Origin of the sequence: Macrococcus equipercicus (genome assembly GCF_024205945.1) — a bacterium.
Taxonomy (GTDB): Bacteria; Bacillota; Bacilli; order Staphylococcales; family Staphylococcaceae; genus Macrococcus; species Macrococcus equipercicus.
The window spans coordinates 648,858-672,482 of the sequence record NZ_CP073809.1; the positions used below are offsets into that span (position 1 = coordinate 648,858).

18 protein-coding genes are annotated in these 23,625 nt (G+C 43.9%); 13 read left to right on the forward strand and 5 right to left on the reverse strand.

The features are described from left to right. Positions 1-43 precede the first annotated feature (43 nt). From addB to KFV11_RS03465, 6 genes are all read left to right on the forward strand, one after another. Positions 44-3,418 (forward strand): helicase-exonuclease AddAB subunit AddB, encoded by a 3,375-nt coding sequence (gene addB, locus KFV11_RS03440; RefSeq protein ID WP_254250352.1) that lies wholly within the window; start codon positions 44-46, stop codon positions 3,416-3,418. Next, on the forward strand, positions 3,399-6,896 hold the full coding sequence (addA, locus tag KFV11_RS03445; RefSeq protein WP_254250353.1) for a helicase-exonuclease AddAB subunit AddA: 3,498 nt from the start codon (positions 3,399-3,401) through the stop codon (positions 6,894-6,896). Before addB ends, addA begins: the two co-directional genes overlap by 20 nt. 2 nt (positions 6,897-6,898) lie before the next feature. Further along, on the forward strand, positions 6,899-7,870 hold the full coding sequence (locus tag KFV11_RS03450) for a hypothetical protein (RefSeq protein ID WP_254250354.1): 972 nt from the start codon (positions 6,899-6,901) through the stop codon (positions 7,868-7,870). A 56-nt stretch (positions 7,871-7,926) separates the two neighbouring features. Continuing rightward, complete coding sequence (locus KFV11_RS03455) at positions 7,927-8,829, forward strand: fumarylacetoacetate hydrolase family protein (protein ID WP_149458125.1); 903 nt, start codon at positions 7,927-7,929, stop codon at positions 8,827-8,829. Positions 8,830-8,934: 105 nt separating this feature from the next. Next, positions 8,935-9,309 (forward strand): YisL family protein, encoded by a 375-nt coding sequence (locus KFV11_RS03460; RefSeq protein WP_149458341.1) that lies wholly within the window; start codon positions 8,935-8,937, stop codon positions 9,307-9,309. 125 nt (positions 9,310-9,434) lie between these two features. After that, positions 9,435-10,820, forward strand: a complete 1,386-nt coding sequence (locus KFV11_RS03465; RefSeq protein WP_149458126.1) for an alpha-amylase family glycosyl hydrolase — start codon at positions 9,435-9,437, stop codon at positions 10,818-10,820. Between the two features lie 73 nt (positions 10,821-10,893). On the opposite strand, the gene KFV11_RS03470 is transcribed toward KFV11_RS03465, so the two are convergent. Genes KFV11_RS03470 through KFV11_RS03480 form a run of 3 tightly spaced genes read right to left on the reverse strand, consistent with a single transcriptional unit; the run spans position 10,894 to position 13,871 of the window. After that, positions 10,894-12,207, reverse strand: coding sequence for a CoA-disulfide reductase (locus KFV11_RS03470; protein ID WP_254250355.1), 1,314 nt, complete (start codon positions 12,205-12,207; stop codon positions 10,894-10,896). After that, positions 12,204-13,046 (reverse strand): DegV family protein, encoded by an 843-nt coding sequence (locus tag KFV11_RS03475; protein WP_254250356.1) that lies wholly within the window; start codon positions 13,044-13,046, stop codon positions 12,204-12,206. Before KFV11_RS03475 ends, KFV11_RS03470 begins: the two co-directional genes overlap by 4 nt. An 18-nt stretch (positions 13,047-13,064) precedes the next feature. Further along, positions 13,065-13,871, reverse strand: a complete 807-nt coding sequence (locus KFV11_RS03480) for a Cof-type HAD-IIB family hydrolase (protein WP_254250357.1) — start codon at positions 13,869-13,871, stop codon at positions 13,065-13,067. A gap of 102 nt (positions 13,872-13,973) precedes the next feature. Between KFV11_RS03480 and KFV11_RS03485 the strand changes: the two genes are divergently transcribed. Together KFV11_RS03485 and clpB are read left to right on the forward strand one after the other, a co-directional pair. Beyond that, the gene (locus KFV11_RS03485; RefSeq protein ID WP_149458130.1) at positions 13,974-14,285 is read left to right on the forward strand and encodes a metal-sulfur cluster assembly factor; all 312 of its coding nucleotides are present in this window, start codon (positions 13,974-13,976) and stop codon (positions 14,283-14,285) included. Positions 14,286-14,440: 155 nt separating this feature from the next. Then, the gene (gene clpB, locus KFV11_RS03490) at positions 14,441-17,029 is read left to right on the forward strand and encodes an ATP-dependent chaperone ClpB (RefSeq protein WP_254250358.1); all 2,589 of its coding nucleotides are present in this window, start codon (positions 14,441-14,443) and stop codon (positions 17,027-17,029) included. Between the two features lie 35 nt (positions 17,030-17,064). Here the strand turns inward: clpB and KFV11_RS03495 are convergent, their stop codons facing one another. Next, positions 17,065-17,259: a YjzD family protein gene (locus KFV11_RS03495; RefSeq protein WP_149458132.1), complete on the reverse strand. Its 195-nt coding sequence runs from the start codon at positions 17,257-17,259 to the stop codon at positions 17,065-17,067. Between the two features lie 84 nt (positions 17,260-17,343). Between KFV11_RS03495 and KFV11_RS03500 the strand changes: the two genes are divergently transcribed. From KFV11_RS03500 to fabF, 3 genes are all read left to right on the forward strand, one after another. After that, entirely contained in the window at positions 17,344-18,345 is a 1,002-nt protein-coding gene (locus KFV11_RS03500; protein ID WP_149458133.1) for a BMP family ABC transporter substrate-binding protein, read from the forward strand. Between the two features lie 81 nt (positions 18,346-18,426). Further along, complete coding sequence (locus KFV11_RS03505; protein WP_149458134.1) at positions 18,427-19,368, forward strand: beta-ketoacyl-ACP synthase III; 942 nt, start codon at positions 18,427-18,429, stop codon at positions 19,366-19,368. Positions 19,369-19,377: 9 nt separating this feature from the next. Then, a complete protein-coding gene (gene fabF, locus KFV11_RS03510) occupies positions 19,378-20,616 on the forward strand; it encodes a beta-ketoacyl-ACP synthase II (RefSeq protein ID WP_149458135.1) in 1,239 nt (412 codons plus the stop codon). A 55-nt stretch (positions 20,617-20,671) separates the two neighbouring features. Here fabF and KFV11_RS03515 read toward each other — a convergent pair whose 3' ends face one another. Then, positions 20,672-21,040, reverse strand: a complete 369-nt coding sequence (locus tag KFV11_RS03515; protein ID WP_254250359.1) for a DUF3899 domain-containing protein — start codon at positions 21,038-21,040, stop codon at positions 20,672-20,674. 589 nt (positions 21,041-21,629) lie between these two features. On the opposite strand from KFV11_RS03515, the gene opp3b reads away from it, so the two are divergent. Then, entirely contained in the window at positions 21,630-22,562 is a 933-nt protein-coding gene (gene opp3b / locus KFV11_RS03520) for an oligopeptide ABC transporter permease (protein ID WP_254250360.1), read from the forward strand. Then, positions 22,562-23,623 carry an oligopeptide ABC transporter permease gene (gene opp3C / locus KFV11_RS03525; protein WP_254250361.1) on the forward strand — a complete coding sequence of 354 codons (1,062 nt, stop codon included), beginning with the start codon at positions 22,562-22,564 and terminating at the stop codon, positions 23,621-23,623. The genes opp3b and opp3C overlap by 1 nt, the downstream gene beginning before the upstream one ends. Positions 23,624-23,625 lie beyond the last annotated feature (2 nt).

A 23,625-nucleotide genomic window follows, 5' to 3' on the forward strand; every position in this document is an offset into this window, starting at 1 on the left:
TTTTATACTTGTATAAAAGGTGTTTTTTAGTCAGGAGGATAAGATGACCGTTCAATTATTACTTGGTAGACGAGGCAGTGGAAAGACGTACCAGATGATGTCCGAGATTAAAGAGAAGATTGTAGCAGAGCCGCTCGGCGATCCTGTCATATTAATTGCACCGAAACAGACGACATTTTCGCTGGAGCAGAGTTTTGCGGCTGATCCGGCGATTAAAGGAAGTCTGAGGGCATCTGTCTACGGATTTGACCGCCTTGCCTGGCGCATTATGAGTGAAGAAGGCGGCTTGTCCGAGGAAATGATCTCGAAAGCCGGTATAGAGATGCTGACTTATTTGACGCTGAAAAACATGCAGGATGAGCTCATATTATTCGGCACATCTGCAAAGTATTATGGTTTCAGCCAGAAGTTGACTGAGACGATTAAGGAGTTCAAGAAATATAATGTGTCGCCTGACGCATTGATGGAGCTGAGCCGACAGGACGTGGCTGTTCGTACGCAGCATAAACTGCATGACATCGGACTGATTTACGGAGCGCTTGAAGAACAGCTCGCAGGTCTTTATATTCAGTCAGAAGACATTATGCAATTTCTGTATGAACTGATTCCCGCTTCCCGTACGATCCGGCATGCTGATATTTACATCGACGGCTTCCATAATTTCACGACGATTGAATATGTCGTGCTCCAGCAGCTCGCAAAATATGCGAAGTCCATGACCTTGACCTTGACGCTTGATCCATCCAAAGAAAACGAAACGTTCAGAAAGACAAGAGAGACGATGGACCTGCTCGTTGAAAGTCTGCAGGAAATCAATATCCCGGTAGAAATCACCACATTGAAAGATGTCGCACGCTATAAAAATCCGAGCTTAAAAGTACTGGAACAGCAGTTTGACGCCCTGCTCCCTGCTGAAAGCCCGGTGAACGGCATTACGTTGAATGAGGCGGATCATATGAGAACTGAAACCGATGCCATCGTCAGAACCATCCACAAAAAGGCGCGGACCGGGGAGTTCCGTTACGCAGAAATGGCTGTTCTCTACCGCGACACATCTTATATTCCACTGCTGAAGTCCATGTTTGATCAGTATGAGATTCCTTTTTACACGGATGATAAAGAACAGATGATTCATCATCCGGCGATCGAACTGATCCGCTCGCTGCTCGATTTCGTTGCGCAGCCATGGCAGAATGACCATCTGTTCAGAGCATTGAAAACAGGTTTATTGTCACGCCGATTTGATATCCAGGGCGATCTGATTCTTATCGATATGCTGGAGAACACTGTGATAGAACGGGGGCTGTCCTTTAACCGCTGGCTGGAAGATGACCGTTTCTTCTTTGATACAAGGAAGCCTTACAGCCAGGAAAACTGGGAGACGATGAACACGTTCCGCCAGTATGTCACGAAACTGCTGCTTGGTTTTACAGAGCAGATTAAGGCGGTGGAGCGGGCTGAACAGTTTGCCGCGCTGCTCTATAATTTTCTTGTGGAAATTAAAATTCCGGACTACTTGATGGCAGAGAAGGACCGTTTCGTTCAGCTCGGTATGAATGAAGAAGCGCTGAAAAATGAGCAGGTCTATGAAGGCATCATTGACGTGATGGATGACTTCGTTGAAATGCTGGGTGATGAGCCCCTTGACTTTCAGACGATGAAGGAGATGTTTGATGTCGGTCTCGTTTCACTTGAATTCAGTTCAATTCCGCAGGCGCTGGATGAAATCCAGCTTCTGAACCTTGATCTTGCCCGCATTGAAAATATTCCATGTGTCTTTATATGCGGCTTCAATGAAGAGGTGCTGCCTCGGATGACTAAAGATAATGGATTGATTACAGACCAGGATAAAACAATGATAGAATCTTCCGGTGTGCTGAAGCTTGCGCCTTCAAGCGTTGCACTGACCATGGACGAGAGCTTTGTGGCTTATCAGGCTTTGACCCATGCGAGTACAGAACTGCATATTTATTATAGTTTGATGGGCGAAGATGGCAGCGCGAGACGGCCCTCCTCCTATATCAATCAGTTGAAAGCCATCTTCCCTGAACTCTCCACTCACGTCATTGCTGAAGACACACGTCCTGAGCAGCTTGTTGAGACTGTCAGAACAGGTATTCCTTATATTATCAGCCATCTGGAGGCACCGGAATGGTATGCAGTCGCAGAATGGATGAAGCGCATTCCTGTGTTTAATGAAGTCTATCGGCTCAAAGATTATACGAATGCTACGCTGCAGCTGAGTGAACAGCGGTCCGTTGAGCTTTACGGCGAGGAAATAAAGGCCAGTGTCTCACGGTTTGAGAGTTACAATAACTGTCCATTCCAGCATTTTGCTGCACACGGCTTAAGATTGAATGAACGAACGCCGTTTGAGTTTCAGCACTTTGAACTCGGTAACATTTTTCATCACGCCTTAAAGCTTATTTCCGAGGAAATAAAGGACTCCATTATAACGATGTCAAAAGAATCACTGCGGCGTTATGTGGAAGTGACGTTAAAAGACCTGCTGCCTGAAGTGCAGTATCAAGTGCTGTATTCAAGAGCGTACTATCAGTTTATGATCAATCAGATCACTAAAATATTGACCGAGACGTTGACTGCCCTGCAGTTCCAGCAGTCGCGCAGTCAGTTCAGAATGGCTAAGTTTGAGCAGAGCTTCAATGCAGACCCATCTCGTCGTGACCAGTTTGCAGTACAGAAGCTGTATACAAACAGAGGCATCCCGATTTCCATCCGCGGGCAAATCGATAGAATTGATGTGCTTGAAGGACGCGATAAAGATTATGTCAGTATTATCGATTACAAATCATCGAGCCATGAACTGGATCTCCGTGAAGTGTATTACGGCAAGCAGATGCAGATGCTCACTTATATGGACGTCGCCCTGCAGAACGATAAAAAAATCACAGCAAAACGTCTTTCACCGGCAGCGATGCTTTATTTCCATGTGAAGGCGCCGATGCTGAACTACAACAACCGCAATGATATTAAAGATCACAAGTTATCCTATTTAGAGCAGTTCAGGCTGCAGGGCTTTATCGTCGATGATCTTGAGATCGCTTCGAAGCTTGATACGACGCTTGACGTCGGTGTCAAGTCAGCGGTTATCCCGGCTAAACTTAAAAAAGACGGCACATTTTACAGCAGCTCAAGAACACTGTCAGAACGTGAAATAAGAAAGCTCATCGATATTAACCGCCACAACTTTGTGTCGACAGCAGAACATATTATGGACGGCCATACGAAAGTTGCGCCGCTTGAATTTGGCGGCAGGCTGCCGTGTCAGTTCTGTGCCTTTAAATCAACGTGCCATATTGACCCGCTGATTAATGCACAGGATGTCAGAACAGTAGATGAAAGCATTGATGTGAAAGCTATACTTAAGGAGGATGAGCATGAGACAGAAACCCATTGATTCTCAGTGGACAGATGCACAGTGGGAAGCGATCACGGCAGACGGCAGCGATATTCTGGTCGCGGCAGCAGCCGGCAGCGGCAAAACTGCTGTCCTCGTTGAACGAATCATCCAGAAAATAGTGAATGACAATTTAAGCCTGGATGAACTGCTTGTAGTGACATTTACTAACGCCAGCGCCCGCGAGATGAAAGAGCGCATACACGAGGCGATTCAGCGCGAAGCGATGAAGCAGCCGACTGACCATTTAAAAACACAGCTCGTCAAAATTCATGCCGCTGAAATCTCGACGCTCCACAGCTTCTGTCTGAAACTGATTGAACAGTATTACTATACTATTGACCTGGACCCGGCGTTCAGAACAGCAAGTGATGAAGAAGTATCACTGCTGCTCATGCAGTCGCTGGATGAAGTGATGGAGCAGCACTACGGGACGCCTGACGAAGATTTCCTGAGAACCGCGCTCCATCTGTCGACAGACCGCCATGACCAGACACTCCGGCAGACGATTAAACAGCTGTATTACTTTGCCATTGCCAATCCTGAGCCTGAACAGTGGCTGCAGCGCTTATCAGACAACTACAGCGCACTGTCTATCGATCATCCGCTGTTCCAGCGGCTGACAGCTGTCATTACCGATGCTGTAAAGTCGACGGCTGAACTGCTGACCGAAGCAAGTCTGCTGCTTGACGGCCCGGCATACGAAAAGCACTATCTTGCTGTAGAACCTTATGCGAGAAGATTAGAAGGGCTATCAGGTGATTTTGAGGAGCTCTATGAGCAGTTCATGGCGCTTGACGGCCTGCAGATTCCCGCCTTCAGATTTTCGAAGAGTGTCGAGGAGATGCGTCATGATGAGCTGACTGAAGCACGTATCAAGCAGCTGCTAAATGAAGCGAAAGCTCAGCTGGAGAGCGTACGCCATGATTATTTCTATGCGGTACCCGCTGACATGATGGCAGATATAGAAGCGATGGCTGCTGAAGTAAAGACATTGACTAATCTAACGCAGGATTTAATCGTGCATTTCCGGCAGAAGAAACGCGAACGCAAAATTCTTGATTTCAGCGACTATGAACATCTGGCACTGCAGATCTTAATGCAGCACAATGAGCCGACACCGATTGCTGAAGCGTTAAAAACACGTTATAAGGAAATACTTGTCGATGAGTATCAGGATACGAACAGAGTGCAGGAGACAATCGTACAGCTTATCAATAACGATCATCTCTTTATGGTCGGCGACGTTAAGCAGTCCATCTATAAGTTCCGTCAGGCAGAGCCCGGCTTATTTCTTGAGAAATACAAACGGTTCAATCAGACAGATGATGGCATCGTTATTGACTTGTCGCGCAATTTCAGGTCAAGAGAGCCAGTCATTGAAGACACGAATGCGGTCTTCCGCAGACTGATGGACGAAGAAGTGGGGGAGATTTCATACGATGAGAAGCAGCAGCTTTATTACGGCGCACCGTTTGATGATAATCACACAGCGACAGAACTTACAGTCCTGGTAAAAGATGACATCGATACTCCGGCAGCTGAAAGTGAATGGATAGCGCACAAAATTAAAGAGATTGTTCAGCACGAACAAGTTTATGATATGAAAACCGGTGTTTACCGGCCCGCTGAGTATCGGGATATTGTTGTGTTAGAACGCAGCTTTACTCAGGCGAACGATCATCAGACAATCATGAAGAAATATGGGATTCCATTTCACGTCAACAGTAGAACTGGTTATTTTCAGACGGATGAAATACGGACGATAATGAGTCTGCTGCGAATCATCGATAATCCGCTGCAGGACATCCATCTCGTCGGAATACTCCGTTCACTGCTCTATCAATTTGATGAAGTGGAGCTTGTGGAGATAAGACTGAGCAATAAAGACATTTATTTCTTCAATAATTTAACGGAATATGTCGAAGTGCATGATAATGCACTTAGTCAGAAAGTTACTCAGTTTCTCACAGACTTGTCACTGTACCGGGAATGGGCGAGAACGCTGAGCGTCAGACAGCTGCTTGAAGCCGTATACAGCAGACTATTTGTTGTGGAGAAGTTCGCGATTTTGACAGGAGGCGCACAGCGGCGGGCGAACCTGCTCGGCCTGCTTGCGAAAGCAGAAGATTTCGAAAGATCCAGTTACCGCGGGCTGTATCAGTTTATCCGCTACGTCGATAACATGCTGAGTGAAGGCAAGGATTTCGGTGAAGTGAACATTGTTTCTGAAGAAGCGGATGTCGTCCGCATGATGACCGTACACGCCAGTAAAGGGCTGGAGTTTCCGTTTGTCATCTATGCCGGGCTCGGAAGGGAATTCAATATGATGGATTTGAACGGGATGGTGCAGCTTAACCAGAACTTAGGGCTTGCGATAAGCTATTATGATCCAATCCGGCACTTAAGTTATCCGACATTGATGAATCATCTGTTCAAGCATGTCGCCCGCATTGAAATTATCTCCGAAGAAATGCGCTTAATGTATGTGGCATTCACTAGAGCAAAGGAACGGCTGATTCTGCTCGGTAAAGCATCCCGCAGAAATATTGAGAGCTGGACGCAGGTTAAACTCGCGGGTACATTAGACGAGCGCTTCAGACGCGGTGCTTCGTCACCGCTCGCGTTGATTATCGGCAGTGTGCTTAACGAATCAGCGCCGCTGACTGACATTCAAGTACAGCTTGTGGCATCGCTCGAACAGTCAGCTGAGATAGACCAGACAGAGGACGCAGTGTTGTCCGCTCAAACCGCAGACTGGCTGAATGAGCGTATGAACTATCATTATCCTTTCACTCAGATGAACAAACTGCCGACCAAAGAATCAGTCTCCGATATTAAACGGCAGACTGAAGTAGATGACGGTGCGACAACGTGGACACTTGTCAACCAGTATCAGCTGGACCGGGCGTCTTACGAGCGGCCGAAGTTTATGACTGAGAAGAAACGCACAGCTGCTGAACGCGGAACTTTAATGCATACCGTGATGCAGCATTTCCCTTACCAAGGTCACGAGCTGTCAGCAGATGAACTGTCACAGTTTCTTGCGCAGCTTATTGCGAAAAAAATCATTGGGACAGAAGACATCAAAGAGATTGATTTAGAAGCGCTTGTTCGATATACACGTTCACCGTTATACAAGATGATCAGTGAGTCGAAGGCAGTGTACACCGAGCTGCCGTTTGTCATCGGAAAATCTTATTTGACAGGTGAAGGGCTTGCTGATGCACCGATGGAACAGCTGGTGCAGGGGATGATTGACTGTGTCTTCATCTATGAAGGAAAGTATTATTTCGTCGATTTCAAGACGGACCGTTTTATTGCACGGAGAGGCCAGTCTAAAGCAGAAGTGGCCGAGCAGCTGAAGCAGCGTTACAAGATTCAGATGCAGTTTTACAAGAAAGCATTGGAAGAAATGGTCAAGGAGCCGGTCACAGGCTTTCTGTATTTTTTTGAGTATCAAGAGGTAGAGGTTTAATCATGAAATATAATTTATTCATCATACTAGCAACCATGCTTGTTATAGTGGAGGAGAGCATTAACTTCTCTCATCCTATCCGTGTCACTCTGCCGCTTTCGTACTTTTCAGACGACCAGCAGCAGGAGTTCATTCTGATAATCTTTCTAGTGCTTGGTACGGGATATGCACTGCTGGCGCTGCTGCTCAGCCGCGCTGTCCGCAGCTGGTCATATACTCAGTGTGCTTTCATACTGGCAGCAGGGATGATCGACAAAGTCTTCATCAATCCGCATAGCATGATTCTTTTCTTAGGAGTAGCAATACTTGTTGCAAAATGGGTGATGGCCGGCAGCTACCCAGAGTATCTGCTCGGCATCGTCTTATTAGGTGCAGGTATAATTGTCGGACTGCCGCTGCTCATACTGTCGTTATTCAATGAAACGTTTTTAAATGTCGCGCTGTTCCAGCATTTAATACAACTTTATCAGTCGAATGACTATATGGCCTATGTACAAGAGAACGTGTTGACAAGCCCGCTCCGGGAATTGGCGGTGACTGCTTTCATCATCCTGCCGTTTCTGTTGCTGGGCGACCATACAGCACGCTTCGTCTCCCATTATAAGTGGGGGACAGTACTTGGCGCTTCTATGATGCTTGCACTCGGGACCATCATTAAAGTGTTGAGCCGTTTCACTGAATCAGCAGCGGCGTTTGACCTCATTGTGCTGCTCGGCGGTGCCTGTCAGGCTCTCGGCCTATTTATGGCAGCAGCGCTCGTCATTAAGTATTACCGGATTGATTGGCTTGTTCTAGCTGTTGTGCTCATCACGGCTGAGCTGTTAATGCTCCTTGTTTTTACAGGTATCGGCTTCGGTGACTACAAGGTCATGCTGCTTGATACTATTCTGTTACGCAGTATGATAATCGGCTTATTAACAGCTGTCATACTGATAATCTTCAGTTATTTCAGAAAGTCTGCCGTAAACACATGATAAATATTCAAATATTCTGTATAATATGAACAAACACAGAAGGAGTTGTGCCAAATATGAAATTTCTATCATTTGAACATCAAGGTCAGAAAACTTACGGTGTCAAAGTAAAGCGTGAAGAAGCAGCGTGGATTTTGCCGAAAGTATTTGAAGCATTCGGGGAAAGCGATTATCCTAAAACATTGCTGGAAGGCCTTGAACAGAATGTATCAATCGATTTTCAGGAAGCTGTACGTAAAGTTGTGGTACAGGCTGAGAAAAGTGATGAGAAAGCACAATATAAAGTGAACTTCAGCGATATTAAATTTCTGCCGCCGGTCACACCGACCAACAATGTCATTGCGGTAGGGCGCAATTTTGCCAAACATGCAGAAGAGCTCAATAATACAGTAGATCGTCTCTATGTCTTCACTAAAGCACCATCCAGTCTGATTGGTGATGGCAACGAGATTCCACTTCACAGTGATGTCACTGAAGCGCTGGACTACGAAGGGGAGCTTGGAATTGTCATTGGTAAGTACGGCCACAAAATTCCAAAAGGGATGGCACTGGACTATGTGTACGGCTATACAATCGTCAATGATATTACAGCACGTGATCTGCAGAAAGCACATGCGCAGGCGTTCTTAAGTAAAAGTCTGCTCGGCGGCTGTCCGATGGGTCCTTATATCGTAACGAAAGATGAATTGCCGACACCTGAAAACGTCAATATTGTAACGAAAGTCAACAATGAGATTCGTCAGGACGGCAGCACAAAAGAAATGATTCTGAAAATCGATGACTTAATCGCAGAGATCTCAAAATATATTGCCCTGCATCCCGGCGATGTCATTGCAACAGGTACACCGAGCGGCGTTGGAGCTGGAATGAATCCTCCTGCCTATTTAAAAGCAGGTGATGAAATTAAAGTGACCATCGATGGTATCGGAACATTAGCCAATACAATCAGTGAAAAATAAATGACGCCCAGAGAAGATGGTTATCTTCTCTGTTTTTGTATTTCAAGCGTATATGTTAAAATGGAATAGGACTAATAAAAGGAGTTGAAAAACATGATTACAGGAATGCTGCACTTACATATTTTAAGCTGGGTCGCTGTATTAATCTTATTTTTTGCGGCTTATGAAAATTTCTCTGACCGTCTTGGGCCGAGCAAATATTTCAAACCGCTGCATATGCTGCTAAGAATATTCCTGCTGCTGACATTGATTAGCGGCGGCTACGTTTTCTTTCAGGCAATGGGAGCTAACGCGGCGCTTTACGGCATCAAATTTTTATTCGGCTTATTGACGATCGGGCTGATTGAAATGACACTTGCCCGCAAGAAAAAGAAGAAACCTTCTAGAAATTTCTTCTACTTAACGATTTTATCAGCATTGATCACCTTTGTCCTCGGCGCTTACTTGCCGCTCGGACCTATTACAGCTTTATTCCATTAATCACGGCCCGCTCAGTTGAGCGGGTCTTTTTTAATGGATGAATCTTATGAACATTTTATGACGATGAACACAACCATCAGCTGTTCTAGTATAATTGAAGTATTAACAGAATAAGAGGGAATGCTATGAAAAGAATATTATTGCTGCTATTGGTACTGTTAGTCGTGCCAAAACCGGTATTCGCTGAATCCAGTGTGCCACCAAGAATCTACAGTCTGGTTGTCGACCGCTTCATGAACGGCGATGAAATAAACAACCAGTACATTCACAATGATAAAAATGATAACCTTCCGTATGGCGGTGATTTTCAGGGCATCGAAAAGAAGCTGGATTATATTAAAGATATGGGGTTTGATACAGTACAGCTCTCACCGGTCTTCAAGCATCAGCAGCAGGATTACTTAGGTTATAAAGTGACGTCATATGATAAAGTAGATGATGTGTACGGCGGAGAGAAAAATCTTAAACAGCTGATCAAAGCAGTCCATCATAAGCATATGAAAATCATCATTGATATGCCCGCTGTTGCAACCGATGAGTTTACAGCGGCTGAGGAGACGAAGATGAATGCTGTCCAGCAGCAGTATTTTAAGAATACAGCGGTCATCGACCTTAATAATGCTAGAAATCAGCAGCTGTATAAGCAGAAGATGGAGCAGTTCACAGCAGAATTTAATGTCGACGGCCTGTCCATGTATGTGCTGCAGAACAATATAGACAGCAGCAAAATATTCCCGGCTCATTTGATGACCATCGCCATTCAGCCGAAGGGAACAGCAACTAAAAACTTTAAATACGTGCAAAAGGAAGAAACGACAGTTAAACTGGCCAATGCCTTTAAAACGACTGATCAGAACATTCCGGTCAGCTACAGCAGCAATGAAATACTAGCGGCTGATCAGTTTTTTATGCCGCGTTTCACAAAATATGCCGCTGATGAAAACATGTTCCCCGGTACACGTATTAAAGAGCTGATGAGCTACCTGCTCATTCAGAAACATCCAATAAGCATGACGTATGGTACTGAAATTGCGATGAACGGGGCAAAGATGCCGCAGATGCATCAGCTGCTTGATTTCAGAACAGATAAAGAAGTGACGGATTATTTGAATGATACTTCTGCTGTCTACAAAAAGTACAGTGAACTTTTTAAAGGACAGCCGAAAGTAATTCTTAACAAGTCAGGCAATCAGGTGATCTTTTATAATACTGACAAAGTAGACTTTGTCTACAACGTCAATAATTCCAGCAAAGCAACTAATGTAGCGCTCGGGAGAGATATTGTACCATCAGGTAAAATGATGAGCGGCCTGTTGATTGGTGATAGCATCCATGCGAAAGACGGTAAGTTCCATTTAATCACGAACCGTGAAGAAGCGGAACTGTACGCGGTCACAGCTGAGCGCGGATTGAACAACGGATATTTATATGCTGCTGGGACAATCGTCATTCTCTTCTCGGCTTTCATTATTACAGTAGCGAGACGGTCAAAGAACAATAAAGCTGCATAATAAGCGTTTACTAAAAACAGTATCCTGTTATTGATGATCAATAACAGGATACTGTTTTTATGGATGAAAGATGTTAAGCTCTATAGCCGATCATATTGACAATGTCTTTCGGTGAAGAATAAGGCGGCGCATAAGCAATTTCGATATCCTTGAAATCATCAACCGTTGCGCCGAAGCCCATAGCTGCCGCGATGATATCAATTCTTTTGTCGACACCTTCCTGACCGACTATACATGCACGCAGCAGCTGCCTGTTGTCTTTACGGTAATAGATGGAGATACAGGTGACACGGGCATCCGGTAAGTAGCTTGCATGATTTTTCTGCTCATAGCTGATATGCTCATAGTCGTAAGCTGCAAGTTCACTTTCACTAATACCGACACTTGCGATAGTATGATCAAAGAAACGAACAATGTTAGTGGCAAGGAGTCCTTTGAACCGCTCTTTATGACCGCTTAAGTTACCGGCAATTAAGTTAGCGCCGCGATGAGCTCCCCAGGCGAGTGCTACTGTTGTTGTCGTGCCGGTGTGCCGGTAAAATGTCTCTATGGCATCACCGAGTGCGTAAACATTGTCTGCCGTCGTCTCAAAATATTCATTGACTTTAATATAGCCTTTATCATTTAATTCGATGCCGCTGTGCGCAATGAATTCTGTATTCGGCGTTATGCCGATCGCTTCGATGACGATGTCAAAAGACTCACGGTGACCGGATTTGAATATCACATCATGTCCTTCCAGTGCGACGACTTCGTCATCCAGCAGGAGCCCAACCTGCTGCTCCGTGATGATATTCTTTAGGAGAGGGATGAACTGCTGATCCATCGCTGTCATGATATGTTCACTGCGGTTGGTCAGTGTAACGTCCAGTCCCCGGCACTTGAAGTTCTCAACGATCTCAATACCGATATAGCCGGCACCGATAATCAGAGCTTTCTGGACATCGTTAGTATCGATATACTGGTCGATTGCATCCGTATCTTCCAAGTTACGGAGCGGAAAGACGAAATCTGAATGCTTTGTTGCCGTCATACGCAGTGGCCGGCAGCCGGGACTTAAAATGAGGGCATCGTAATGACCCAGGAACGATTCACCTGTCGTATGATTGACGACCGTAATGAACTGGCCCGCTGTATCAATAGCTGTGACTTCATGGTCAGTGTTGACGGTGATCTGCTTATGCTGCTGAAATGACTCAGGCGTCGCCTGCAGCAGGCGCTCGCGTTCAGCAAACACTTTACCAAGATAATAGGGAAGTCCGCAGTTGGCAAAGCTCATATCCCGGTCTTTCTCATAGATGACAATGTCAGCGTCCGGCAGTGTTCTCCGGATTTGTGAAGCACTTGTTGCACCACCTGCGACAGCGCCGACGACAATGATCTTCATGAATGACCTTCCTTAAAATAATACATAGCAATCGTTCCTTGTCCAGTATGAGACGCGATTGTCGGGCCCAGCTCATGAATGTGAATAGTGCCGCCGCATTCCTGTGCTATTAAGTCAGCCAGCTGGCGGGCACCTGTTTCATCATTGGAATGACTGATGTTGATAACAGCACCATGACCGTCCTTTTTCAGCTGGGCGGCCATTTCTTTGAAGACTTTTTTTCTGCCCCGATATTTTCCGACTGGCACAAGCTGACCTTCTTCTACAGTCAGCAGTGGTTTAATATTGATAAGTGAACCGAGAACCGCCTGACTTTTGCTCAGACGTCCGCCTTTAGCAAGGTACGCCAAGTCTTCCACGGTGAACAAATGGACAATCGCCTCATGCATCTCATGAATCTGTGTGACAATCTCATCTTTCGTCATGCCTTGGTCCCGCAGACTGACGATATCAAGAATCTGCATGCCGAGTCCGCGGGATGCTGAATGAGAGTCAATGATCTCGATATCAAAGTCCGGACAGCGCTCCGTCACTTGTTCTTTCACCATCACTGCTGACTGATAAGTGCCGCTCAGTGCACTGGAAAAGGCATAATAAATAGCCTGTTCACCTTTACCTGCAATTTCGGTAAACAGTTCTGTCAGCTGATCGATTGACACCTGGCTTGTCATCGGCCGTCTTCCTTGCTGAATCGCTTCATAAACCGTCTGATTATCAATTTCCAGCTGATCTTTATAGGACTTATCACCGATTGCGACAGACATCGGTAAAAAATCGAGGTTGTGCTGCTCAATTTCCTGAAGTGTCAAGTCACTTCCGCTATCTACTAATATACGCATACTGTTCCTCCTTATGACTTAATAAAAGTATTGATTGAGAAATTTACCGATACCATCTTCATTATTAGTGCCGATTACTTGATCGGCAAGCTCTTTTAACGGCTGAATGGCATTGCCCATCGCAAGACCCATTCCTGCATATTCTATCATTTCATTGTCATTATCTTCATCACCAAAAGCGATAATGTTTTCGCGGCTGATGCCGAAATATTCAGCGACATACTTGACACCTACTGCTTTGTTGATGCCTTTTTTGACGATTTCAATGACGGGGTACGGCGCTCCCCAGCGACGGTGTTCAATGCTTTCAGCGTAAATTTCACTTAAATGCTGCCGAATAGAGGGGATATACTTTTCTTCCGCCTGAATTAAAATGCTGGTCGGTCCTTCTGTTAAATTGGTCGTTAAGTCCCCTGTAGTGACCAGAGGATTGCCCATTGTAAAACCATCAAATAAATATTGATCATGATAATGAAAAAAGACATTATCTTTCACTTCAGCGATGACATTCTGGATATTCAATTGTTTGACCTGGGAGAATATTTCCTGCGCAATATTTAAATCGAGTGTCTCATGAATTGTCTTGAAAGTCATATTACCAGGATGATGGACGAAGGCGCCGTTGAAGTTTACGATAGGAGACGCCAGTCCGAGCTCCTGATAATAAATTTGACTTGCTCTGTAAGGTCTTCCAGTTGAGATGATGACTTCATGGCCATCTTTTATCAACGTCTGGATGACGGTCCGGGTATAAGGCGAAATGATTTTGTCATCCGTCAGTAAAGTGCCGTCCAGATCAAGACAGATTAAATGTTTGTCTGTCATAGTAACCGTTCCTTTCTATCTTCTATAGTTATCATATCATTTAATTGGCTATGTGAAAGTTATTTGATATAGTAGGAATAAGATGACAAGGAGTGATATTAAATGGAAGAAGCAATGAAAGACAGCATACTCGGAGCACTAGAAAATGTAATTGACCCGGAACTTGGCATAGATGTTGTCAATCTCGGGCTTGTCTATAATGTCGATATGGATGACGACGGAATTGCGACAGTGAGCATGACATTGACATCAATGGGCTGTCCGATGGGGCCGCAAATTATCGACCAGGTGAAGACAGCGCTCGGCGAACTGCCTGAGATTAAAGAGACGGTCGTCAACATCGTCTGGAACCCGCCATGGAACAAAGATATGATGAGCCGCTACGCTAAAATTGCTTTAGGCGTAAGCGGTTAAGCATCATTATATTGATGCAGGACGAATCTTTTTGATTCGTCTTTTTTTATGGGTTAAAAGATAAAAAAGAGGGCAAATAATTTGTGTGATGAATAGCAAGGTATTATAATTAAGTTAAAGGTCAAATATAGTCAAACAATTAATGAGGTGAACTGATGAATATCGATAATATGACTTATAATGTCCAGTCTGCTATTGAATTTTCGCAGAATGATGCTGTGGCACGTAAAGTGCAGGCTATTGAACCAGAAAGTCTGCTGCTGGCGTTCACTAATGATGCAGACAGTATGCTGACGACTGTTGTTGAGCGGTCGAACCTTGATATGAAAGAATATGTCAGACGACTGACTGAAAAATTAACAGGTCTGCCGCAGATCAGCGGTGATAACGTCCAGTACGGCCAGTATATGAGCGCCGGCTTGAACCAGCTGCTGCAGAAGGCCGAAACAGTTAAAAACACGATGGAAGATGATTACTTATCTGTTGAGCATTTAATTATTGCAGCGATGGAAGTTCATGACATCACTAAGCAGTTTGTAGGCAATAAAGCAGAAGTCATCAAAGAAATCATTACTCAAATCAGAGGGGGGAACCATGTGACAACTCAAAATCCAGAAGTACAGTATGAAGTACTCAAAAAATATGGCCGGGATTTAGTGGAGGAAGTGCGGAACGGCAAGATGGATCCAGTGATCGGCCGTGACGAAGAAGTGCGTAATACTATCCGTATTTTAAGCCGTAAAACAAAAAATAATCCTATATTGATCGGGGAGCCGGGGGTCGGTAAAACAGCGATCGTCGAAGGACTGGCGCAGCGTATCGTCCGGAAAGACGTTCCTGACTCCCTGCTGAACAAAACAATCTTTGAACTTGATTTAAGTGCATTAGTCGCCGGCGCAAAGTTTCGCGGGGAATTTGAAGAACGCTTGAAAGCCGTGCTGAAAGAAGTTAAAGACAGCAACGGAGAGATCATCCTGTTTATCGATGAGATTCACATGCTGGTTGGAGCAGGCAAGACAGACGGCGCGATGGATGCAGGTAATATGCTGAAACCGATGCTTGCACGTGGTGAACTGCACTGTATCGGTGCGACGACACTCAATGAATACCGCCAGTACATCGAGAAAGACTCAGCGCTTGAACGCCGCTTTCAGAAAGTGCATGTTGCTGAACCTGATGTGGAAGACACCATCTCGATACTGCGCGGCCTGAAGGAGCGTTATGAAGTCCATCATGGTGTCAGAATTCAGGACAGAGCGCTTGTAGCTGCGGCTGAGTTATCAGACCGCTATATTACAGACCGCTTTCTGCCGGATAAAGCGATTGACCTTGTAGACCAGGCATGTGCGACCATCCGGACTGAGATGGGTTCTAAACCGACTGAACTCGACGCAGTTAACCGGCGTGTGCTGCAGCTGGAAATCGAAGAGAAGGCGTTGAAAAATGAGCAGGACACTCAAAGCATGAACCGCTTGAAAGAGCTGCAGAAAGAGCTTGCTGATGAGAAAGAGAAACAGCAGATTTTGACAGCGAAAGTAGATAAAGAAAAAGCGCAGATTCAAGTTGTGCAGGAGAAACGCAGCGAGCTCGATCAATATCGTCAGCAGCTGGAAGACGCACAGAACAAGTATGATCTAGCTAAAGCTTCTGAACTGCAGTACGGAAAAATACCGGAGATTGAAAGAGAGCTTGCTGAACTTGAAGAAGAGTTTCAGGAAGAGACAAAAGGCACAGACCGCCTGATCCGTGAAGTAGTGACCGATGAGGAAATTGGCTATATCGTGTCACAGTGGACCGGAATTCCTGTTAGTAAGTTAGTTGAAACTGAGAAAGAAAAATTACTTAAACTCTCTGATATATTACATGAGCGGGTCGTCGGCCAGGAAGAAGCAGTCGACTTAGTAGCAGATGCTGTTGTCCGTGCACGTGCCGGTATTAAAGATCCGAACCGTCCAATCGGCAGCTTCTTGTTCCTTGGTCCGACCGGTGTCGGTAAGACAGAACTTGCTAAAACTCTGGCAAGCACGATGTTCGATTCAGAGAAACATATGATCCGGATCGACATGAGTGAATATATGGAGAAACATGCTGTCGCACGCTTGATTGGTGCGCCTCCGGGATACGTCGGCTATGAAGAGGGCGGTCAGCTGACTGAAGCGGTCAGACGTCAGCCGTATTCCGTCATTCTGCTTGATGAAATCGAAAAGGCGCACAGCGATGTCTTCAACGTACTGCTGCAGCTGCTTGATGAAGGACGGCTGACGGATTCTAAAGGCCGTGTCGTCGACTTCAAGAACACCATCATCATTATGACAAGCAACATCGGTTCACAATATCTGCTTGAAGGAATTCAAGATGATGCAGTCGGTGAGCAAGCACGCCAGCAAGTAATGACTGCGCTCCATCAGCATTTCAAACCGGAGATTTTAAACCGGATGGATGATATTATTTTATTCAGACCGTTAAGTGCGAATGATATGACTTATATTGTCGATAAAATTATTGCACAGTTAAACAGACGACTTAATGATCAGCATATGTCGATTGAAGTGACTGACGAAGTGAAGCAGTGGGTCGCAAAAGAAGCATATGAACCGCAGTTCGGTGCACGGCCGTTAAAACGGTTTGTCCAGCGCCAGATAGAGACGCCGCTTGCACGTTTACTGATACAGCATGACCTTGAAGAAGGAGCAAGAGTTGTCGTGACCATGGAGAATGGCCGGCCGAAGCTTGAACTGCAATAAAAAGGCGATGTAATCTTAATGATTACATCGCTTTTTTAATGTTCGCTATGATGCGGAACCGGGTCATCCGGCAGCGTCATTGAAATGAGAATGACCAATACTGCAAAGATGACAGATAACAGTGAAGCAGTCGCCAGATGAAGAGCCTGTCCGCCCCCCAAACTCATCAATACAAAGTTAATCATATGAACTAAAATGAATGACCAGACAAAAGTCATGATATATTGCATGTTTATATCCCCCATAAATCTTGATATAGTTATATTATAAAAGAGTTGCATTAAAAAGTATACCCTTACATTAAGAGGCGGAAGATGAAAAAACTACTGAGCGTGGCAGCTGTCCTTCTGTTGATAGGCGGCGGCATCTGGTTATTCAGACCGGAAAAAAAAGAACTGACAAGTGTCGGCTTTCTGTTCCCTGGTTCAATGTATGATCAGACATGGGGCACAGAAGGTTACAAAGGTATGCTGGATATCGTCCAGACTTATGATACAGCATTTTTTTATGAGCAGAATATTAATACACGGGTCAAAATGGAGAAGGCAATTAAAGAAATGGCAGCGAGGAAGGTCAATATACTCTTTGGTCAGGGTAAAGAGTTTTCCCAGGTGTTTAATGACCTGGCTTCACAATACCCTGATATAAACTTTGTCGTCTTCAATGGTAAATCGAAAGCAGAGAATGTCACTGCTGTGAATATCGACGGCTATTCCATGGGGTTTTTCAGCGGGATGGTGGCCGGACATCAGACCGACAATAATCGCATTGGCGTCATCGGGGCCTATAACACGCAGCCGGATATTAGAGGATTTATCGACGGGGCTCAGTACGAGAACCCGAAAGTCAAGGTTGTGGCGAATTACATCAGCACATTCGGCTACGATAACCGCGGAGAAATGCTTGCTGACCGGATGATTAAGCATGACCGTGTAGATGTCCTGTTTCCTGCAGCAGACGGAGTCAATGCGGATATCATGATGCTGCTGAAAGACCAGGACGTCTCAGGCATCGGCTACATCATTGATCAGAGCGGCTACGGGCCGCAGGTGCTGACCAGTCTTCAGCTGAACTTAGCGAAAGCCTATGCTGATATGGCAGACCGCTATACAAAAAATCAGCTGCAGGGCGGTACCTATTATTTCGGTGTTAAAGAAGGGATGGTCCAGCTCGGTGAATTCTCTTACCGTGTTGACCCGGAGTTTCAACAGGAGATCAATAAGCAGCTGAAACGCTATGAAAGTGAGCGGATACTGCCGAATGGCAGAAAAGATTCAAAAGACTACTTCGAGTCCTATTTAAAAGCCGACCATTGACAGTCACTTTATTTGAAAACTTCCTGAAACTGTGATAAATTAGTACCTGGTTATAACAACTGATTATAAGAAGGTGCTCATTTGAACGTAGGTATAAAAGGGATAGGAACATACATCCCGGAAAAAATAATGACAAACCATGATTTTGAGAAATTCCTGGATACATCGGATGAATGGATTTCAAAGATGACCGGAATTAAAGAACGACGCTTTGCGGCGGCAGATGAAGAAACAAGCGATATGGCCTTTATAGCGGCTGAAAAAGCGATTGCAGACGCAGGAATCGATAAAGATGAAATCGATATGATTATTGTGGCCACAGCAACAGGAGACCATAAATTTCCGGCGGTTGCCAATCAGCTGCAGGAAAGATTAGGCTTAAGGAATATCCCGTCAATGGACCAGCTGGCAGCGTGTACAGGCTTTATATACAGTATTGTCACAGCGCAGCAGTTTGTTCTGACCGGCATGTGCAGAAATATCCTTGTTATCGGTGCTGAAAAACTGTCAAAAATCGCTAATATGGAAGACCGCAATACGGCCATTCTGTTCGGTGACGGCGCGGGTGCAGTCATTATTGGCGAAGTCAGTCCGGGACATGGTATACTCAGCTCACTACTCGGCAGTGACGGGTCAGGCGGCAAATACTTATATGACCGTAAGGAAGATCAGCTGCTTGTAATGAATGGACGAGAAGTCTTTAAGTTTGCTGTACGGATTATGGGAGAGATGGCTACAGAAGTCGTTGCGAAAGCAGGTCTTAAGCCGGAAGATGTCGATATGTTCATTCCGCATCAAGCGAACATCAGAATTATGGAAGCATCCCGTGAACGACTGGGAATACCACGAGAAAAAATGAGTGTGACAATAGATAAATACGGCAATACTTCGGCAGCTTCAATCCCATTGTCGATGATGTACGAACTCGAACAAGGTAAGATCAAAGAAGGCAGTAATCTTGTGTTAGTAGGTTTTGGCGGCGGTCTGACGTATGGAGCTATTACATTAGTATGGGGAAAATAGGAGGAGACTATGAAGAAAAGAGTTGTGATCACAGGAATCGGGGCGTTAAGTCCTCTAGGGAATGATGCAAGAACAACATTTAACAATGCAATTGACGGTGTCAATGGTATTGACTATATTACGAGAATCGATACGACAGACTATGCTGTTAAAATTGCCGGTGAGTTAAAAGACTTCAATATTGAAGATCATATTCCAAAAAAAGATGCGAGAAAAATGGACCGCTTTACGCAGTATGCAATGGTAGCAGCAAGACAGGCCGTTGAAGACAGCAAGCTTGAAATCAATGATAATAACCGCGACCGTGTGGGTGTGTGGATCGGCTCTGGAATTGGTGGGATGGAGACATTCGAAAACTCATATGAACAGCTGCAGCAGCGTGGTCCTAACCGCGTCAGCCCGTTCTTTGTACCGATGATGATTCCCGATATGGCAACTGGTCAAGTTTCGATAGACCTTGGTGCACAAGGGCCGAACGGCTGTACCGTGACAGCATGTGCGACAGGAACAAACTGTATCGGTGACGCCTTCAGAATCATTCAGTACGGTGATGCAGATGTTATGGTCGCAGGCGGAACGGAAGCACCAATCACCAAAATGGGTATCGCAGGATTTATGGCAAATAAAGCACTGTCGTTTAACAACGACCCTGAAACTGCCTGCCGACCATTCCAGGAAGGCCGTGACGGTTTTGTTATGGGTGAAGGGGCAGGAATTGTCGTTCTTGAAGAACTGGAACATGCTAAAGCGCGTGGCGCACATATTTATGCTGAAGTAGTCGGCTATGGCAACAACGGGGATGCATTCCACATCACTGCGCCAGCACCGAACGGTGAAGGCGGTGTCAGAACGATGAAAATGGCACTGAAAGATGCAGGGATCACACCGGAAGAAGTGCAGTATTTAAATGCGCACGGCACAAGTACACCGATTGGTGACTTATATGAAACAATGGCCATTAAACAGGTGTTCGGTGAAGCAGTCAATCAACTAAAAGTTTCATCTACAAAATCAATGACGGGCCATTTACTGGGTGCGACAGGTGCAGTCGAAGCAATTATTACAGCGCTTGCCATTGAAAACAGTAAAGTTCCGCCGACTATTCATCAGGCAACACCGGATCCAGAATGTGATATCGACTATATTCCAGAGCATGCCCAGGACCTGGAGATTGAATATGCTTTATCGAACAGTCTAGGTTTTGGCGGTCATAATGCTGTTCTCGTATTCAAAAAATATCGCGATTAACTGATAAGTGATGACTATAGAAATCCCGGATGGAATTGATTCCATCCGGGATTTTTTATTGCATGTAAGACAGAAGCAGTGCCAGCACTAAAGCAGTGCCGGACGTTACAAGAAGAGGCAGAGTAATCGGATAGAGCTGCTGTCTGATTTTGACATCTTTTCTTGTATAGAGCTCATCGCCGTCCAGTGTCTCCCTTACTCTTTTAGGAGCAGTCATATAGTGAAAGCGTCTGAATGAATGGCCCATAATGCTGAACGCACCGTCTGAGAACAGCAGGATCAGCAGTGAAAGACAGAAGAGTATGAGTGACGCTAAAAACAGTGAATTGATGAGTCCGATGGCTGTAAAACCGTTAAAGAGCATGAATACAAGTGTCAGCAAAAAAAGAAGCAGTACTGACAGCATAAAAAAATGACGTTTCAATGGTATCCTCCCATATCAATCGAATAATAGTTATTGTACATTAAAAATCATAGTTATGTATATGATATTAATTTTTTTTTACAAAGAACAGACCGAATGGTTGGTCTAATCAACATATTTAAAAAATGAAATCAATTTTTATTCTGAAAAATGAATAATCAATTCATTTATTTACTTTAAAGCATTAAAATAACTCAAAAAATCTTATAAATATAAAGTTTCTGAATAAAAAATGTATTGCAAAAATTGTTGTCTAACCTCTATAATAATCATAGGTTTTACAAGTTGGAAACGAAATGAGGTTAATCACTAGAAGATCATTACTATTATTTTGCTATATCAATAATGTCCATCTTCACGAAGCTAAGTCATTTGAATGTCACTGAAATTCTTCATCATTTGTTTAAGATAAAGCAAAATATTGTGATTAACTGTAATATATCACTATTTGTGGAATATAATATTAAAACTTATTCTTCTCTGCAATTTAATAAAAAAACTAGTATGAATTATATGAAAATTTAGTTATTATAAATACTATATACTGAATTTAACTAAGAAGCATAGGATAGAAGGAGGATTTTGAAGTATGTTAAAATTTGCACTCAGACGTCTTGGTTACATGGCTATAACGTTATTTATCATTACGACAGTTACATTTTTTCTCATGAATTTACTGCCAGGTACACCTTATAATGATGAAAAATTATCGCCGGCTCAGAAAGAGATAGTTAATGAAAAATATGGTTTGAATGATCCTATAGGTGTTCAATATGTCGATTATTTAAAGAAAATTGCAACAGGGGATTTTGGTATATCATTCCAATATGATAATAGACCTGTTACTGATATCATAGGCCCACGACTTGGTCCATCAGCAGAAATAGGCTTATATGCCATGATTATTGGTATTATAGCTGGAATATTATTAGGTGTAATAGCAGCAGTAAAACAAAACACATGGGTCGATTACATAGCGACACTTTTTTCAGTTCTTGCTATTTCAGTGCCGTCATTTGTACTTGCTGTTTTACTGCAATATTATCTTACTGTGAAATGGCAGTTATTTAACTTGCCGGTAGCCGGCTGGGACGGTTTTAGTTATGCTATTTTACCTTCTATCGCTTTATCAGCAAGCGTTATTGCTACGGTGGCACGTTATATTCGTTCAGAAATGATTGAAGTGTTAAGCTCTGATTACATCACGCTCGCTAAAGCGAAAGGAAATACAACAAGGCGTGTCTTATTCGGTCATGCTTTACGTAACGCATTAATTCCTATTATTACTTTAATAGGGCCTATGGCTGTAGCGATATTAACAGGTGCATTAACTATTGAGAATATTTTTAGTATTCCAGGACTTGGAGACCAGTTTGTCCTTTCTATCAGAACAAACGACTATCCTGTTATTATGGCGTTAACGCTCCTAGTGAGTTTCTTATTTATTGCCGTCTTATTTATTGTAGATGTACTTTACGGAATTATAGATCCACGTATTCGCGTTCAAGGAGGTAGGGATTAATGACGAATGAAACAAATGGCAACCAAGTATACACTCACGCCGATCTAAATCAAGAACAAACAACTAATAGAGCTCAGCCATTTATTCTTGCTAATCACAAGGAAATCTATGAAGAGAAAATCGAACGGCAAAGTAAGACATTCTGGCAGGATGCATGGTTACAACTGCGTTCTAATAAAGGTGCAGTTGCAGGATTAATTGGATTGATTTTATTGTTAATTATGGCGTTTTTAGGGCCTGCTATCAGCGGACATACTTACCGCGCTCAAAACATTGATCATACTAATTTACCTCCTAAAATTGAAGCGTTAAAAGGAATTGATTTCCTGCCTTTTACTGGTAAAGATAAAGATGGATATGATATGTATGCAGCCAAAAAAGTTGAAGAAAACTATTGGTTTGGAACAGATGATTTAGGACGGGATATTTTTACTCGCGTCTGGAAAGGAACACAAGTTTCATTATTGATTGGTGTTGTTGCAGCATTATTAGATGTTTTAATAGGAATTACATATGGTGCAATTTCAGGTTTCTTCGGTGGCTGGATAGATACATTTATGCAGCGTGTTATTGAAATCATTGCCTCAATTCCAAACTTGATTATTATGATTTTATTCGTTATTGTCTTTGACGCTAGCATAGTAACAATTATTCTCGCAATGTCTCTAACTGGTTGGATTGGTATGAGTCGAATAGTTCGAGGACAGTTCCTCAAATTAAAAAATCAGGAATATGTCATGGCTTCAAGAACTTTAGGTGCATCTAATATGAGCTTAATTTTCAAACATATCTTACCCAATGCATTAGGACCGATTATCGTTACGGCAATGTTTTCTATTCCTAGTGCTATTTTCTTCGAAGCATTTTTAAGCTTCATCGGACTGGGTATACCAGCCCCTGCTGCATCGCTTGGTTCATTAGTCAATGACGGTAGAAAAATGCTGTTATCTTATCCGTATCAAATGTTTACACCAGCTGCAATCTTAAGTTTATTGATTCTATGTTTTTATCTATTCGGTGATGGTGTCCGTGATGCCTTTGACCCTAAAATGCGAAAATAAGG

Coding starts and splice junctions, on each gene's coding strand:
- addB (WP_254250352.1), top strand. CDS start 44: ATGACCGTTCAATTATTACTTGGTAGACGAGGCAGTGGAAAGACGTAC.
- addA (WP_254250353.1), top strand. CDS start 3,399: ATGAGACAGAAACCCATTGATTCTCAGTGGACAGATGCACAGTGGGAA.
- KFV11_RS03450 (WP_254250354.1), top strand. CDS start 6,899: ATGAAATATAATTTATTCATCATACTAGCAACCATGCTTGTTATAGTG.
- KFV11_RS03455 (WP_149458125.1), top strand. CDS start 7,927: ATGAAATTTCTATCATTTGAACATCAAGGTCAGAAAACTTACGGTGTC.
- KFV11_RS03460 (WP_149458341.1), top strand. CDS start 8,935: ATGCTGCACTTACATATTTTAAGCTGGGTCGCTGTATTAATCTTATTT.
- KFV11_RS03465 (WP_149458126.1), top strand. CDS start 9,435: ATGAAAAGAATATTATTGCTGCTATTGGTACTGTTAGTCGTGCCAAAA.
- KFV11_RS03470 (WP_254250355.1), bottom strand. CDS start 12,207: ATGAAGATCATTGTCGTCGGCGCTGTCGCAGGTGGTGCAACAAGTGCT.
- KFV11_RS03475 (WP_254250356.1), bottom strand. CDS start 13,046: ATGCGTATATTAGTAGATAGCGGAAGTGACTTGACACTTCAGGAAATT.
- KFV11_RS03480 (WP_254250357.1), bottom strand. CDS start 13,871: ATGACAGACAAACATTTAATCTGTCTTGATCTGGACGGCACTTTACTG.
- KFV11_RS03485 (WP_149458130.1), top strand. CDS start 13,974: ATGGAAGAAGCAATGAAAGACAGCATACTCGGAGCACTAGAAAATGTA.
- clpB (WP_254250358.1), top strand. CDS start 14,441: ATGAATATCGATAATATGACTTATAATGTCCAGTCTGCTATTGAATTT.
- KFV11_RS03495 (WP_149458132.1), bottom strand. CDS start 17,259: ATGCAATATATCATGACTTTTGTCTGGTCATTCATTTTAGTTCATATG.
- KFV11_RS03500 (WP_149458133.1), top strand. CDS start 17,344: ATGAAAAAACTACTGAGCGTGGCAGCTGTCCTTCTGTTGATAGGCGGC.
- fabF (WP_149458135.1), top strand. CDS start 19,378: ATGAAGAAAAGAGTTGTGATCACAGGAATCGGGGCGTTAAGTCCTCTA.
- opp3b (WP_254250360.1), top strand. CDS start 21,630: ATGTTAAAATTTGCACTCAGACGTCTTGGTTACATGGCTATAACGTTA.
- opp3C (WP_254250361.1), top strand. CDS start 22,562: ATGACGAATGAAACAAATGGCAACCAAGTATACACTCACGCCGATCTA.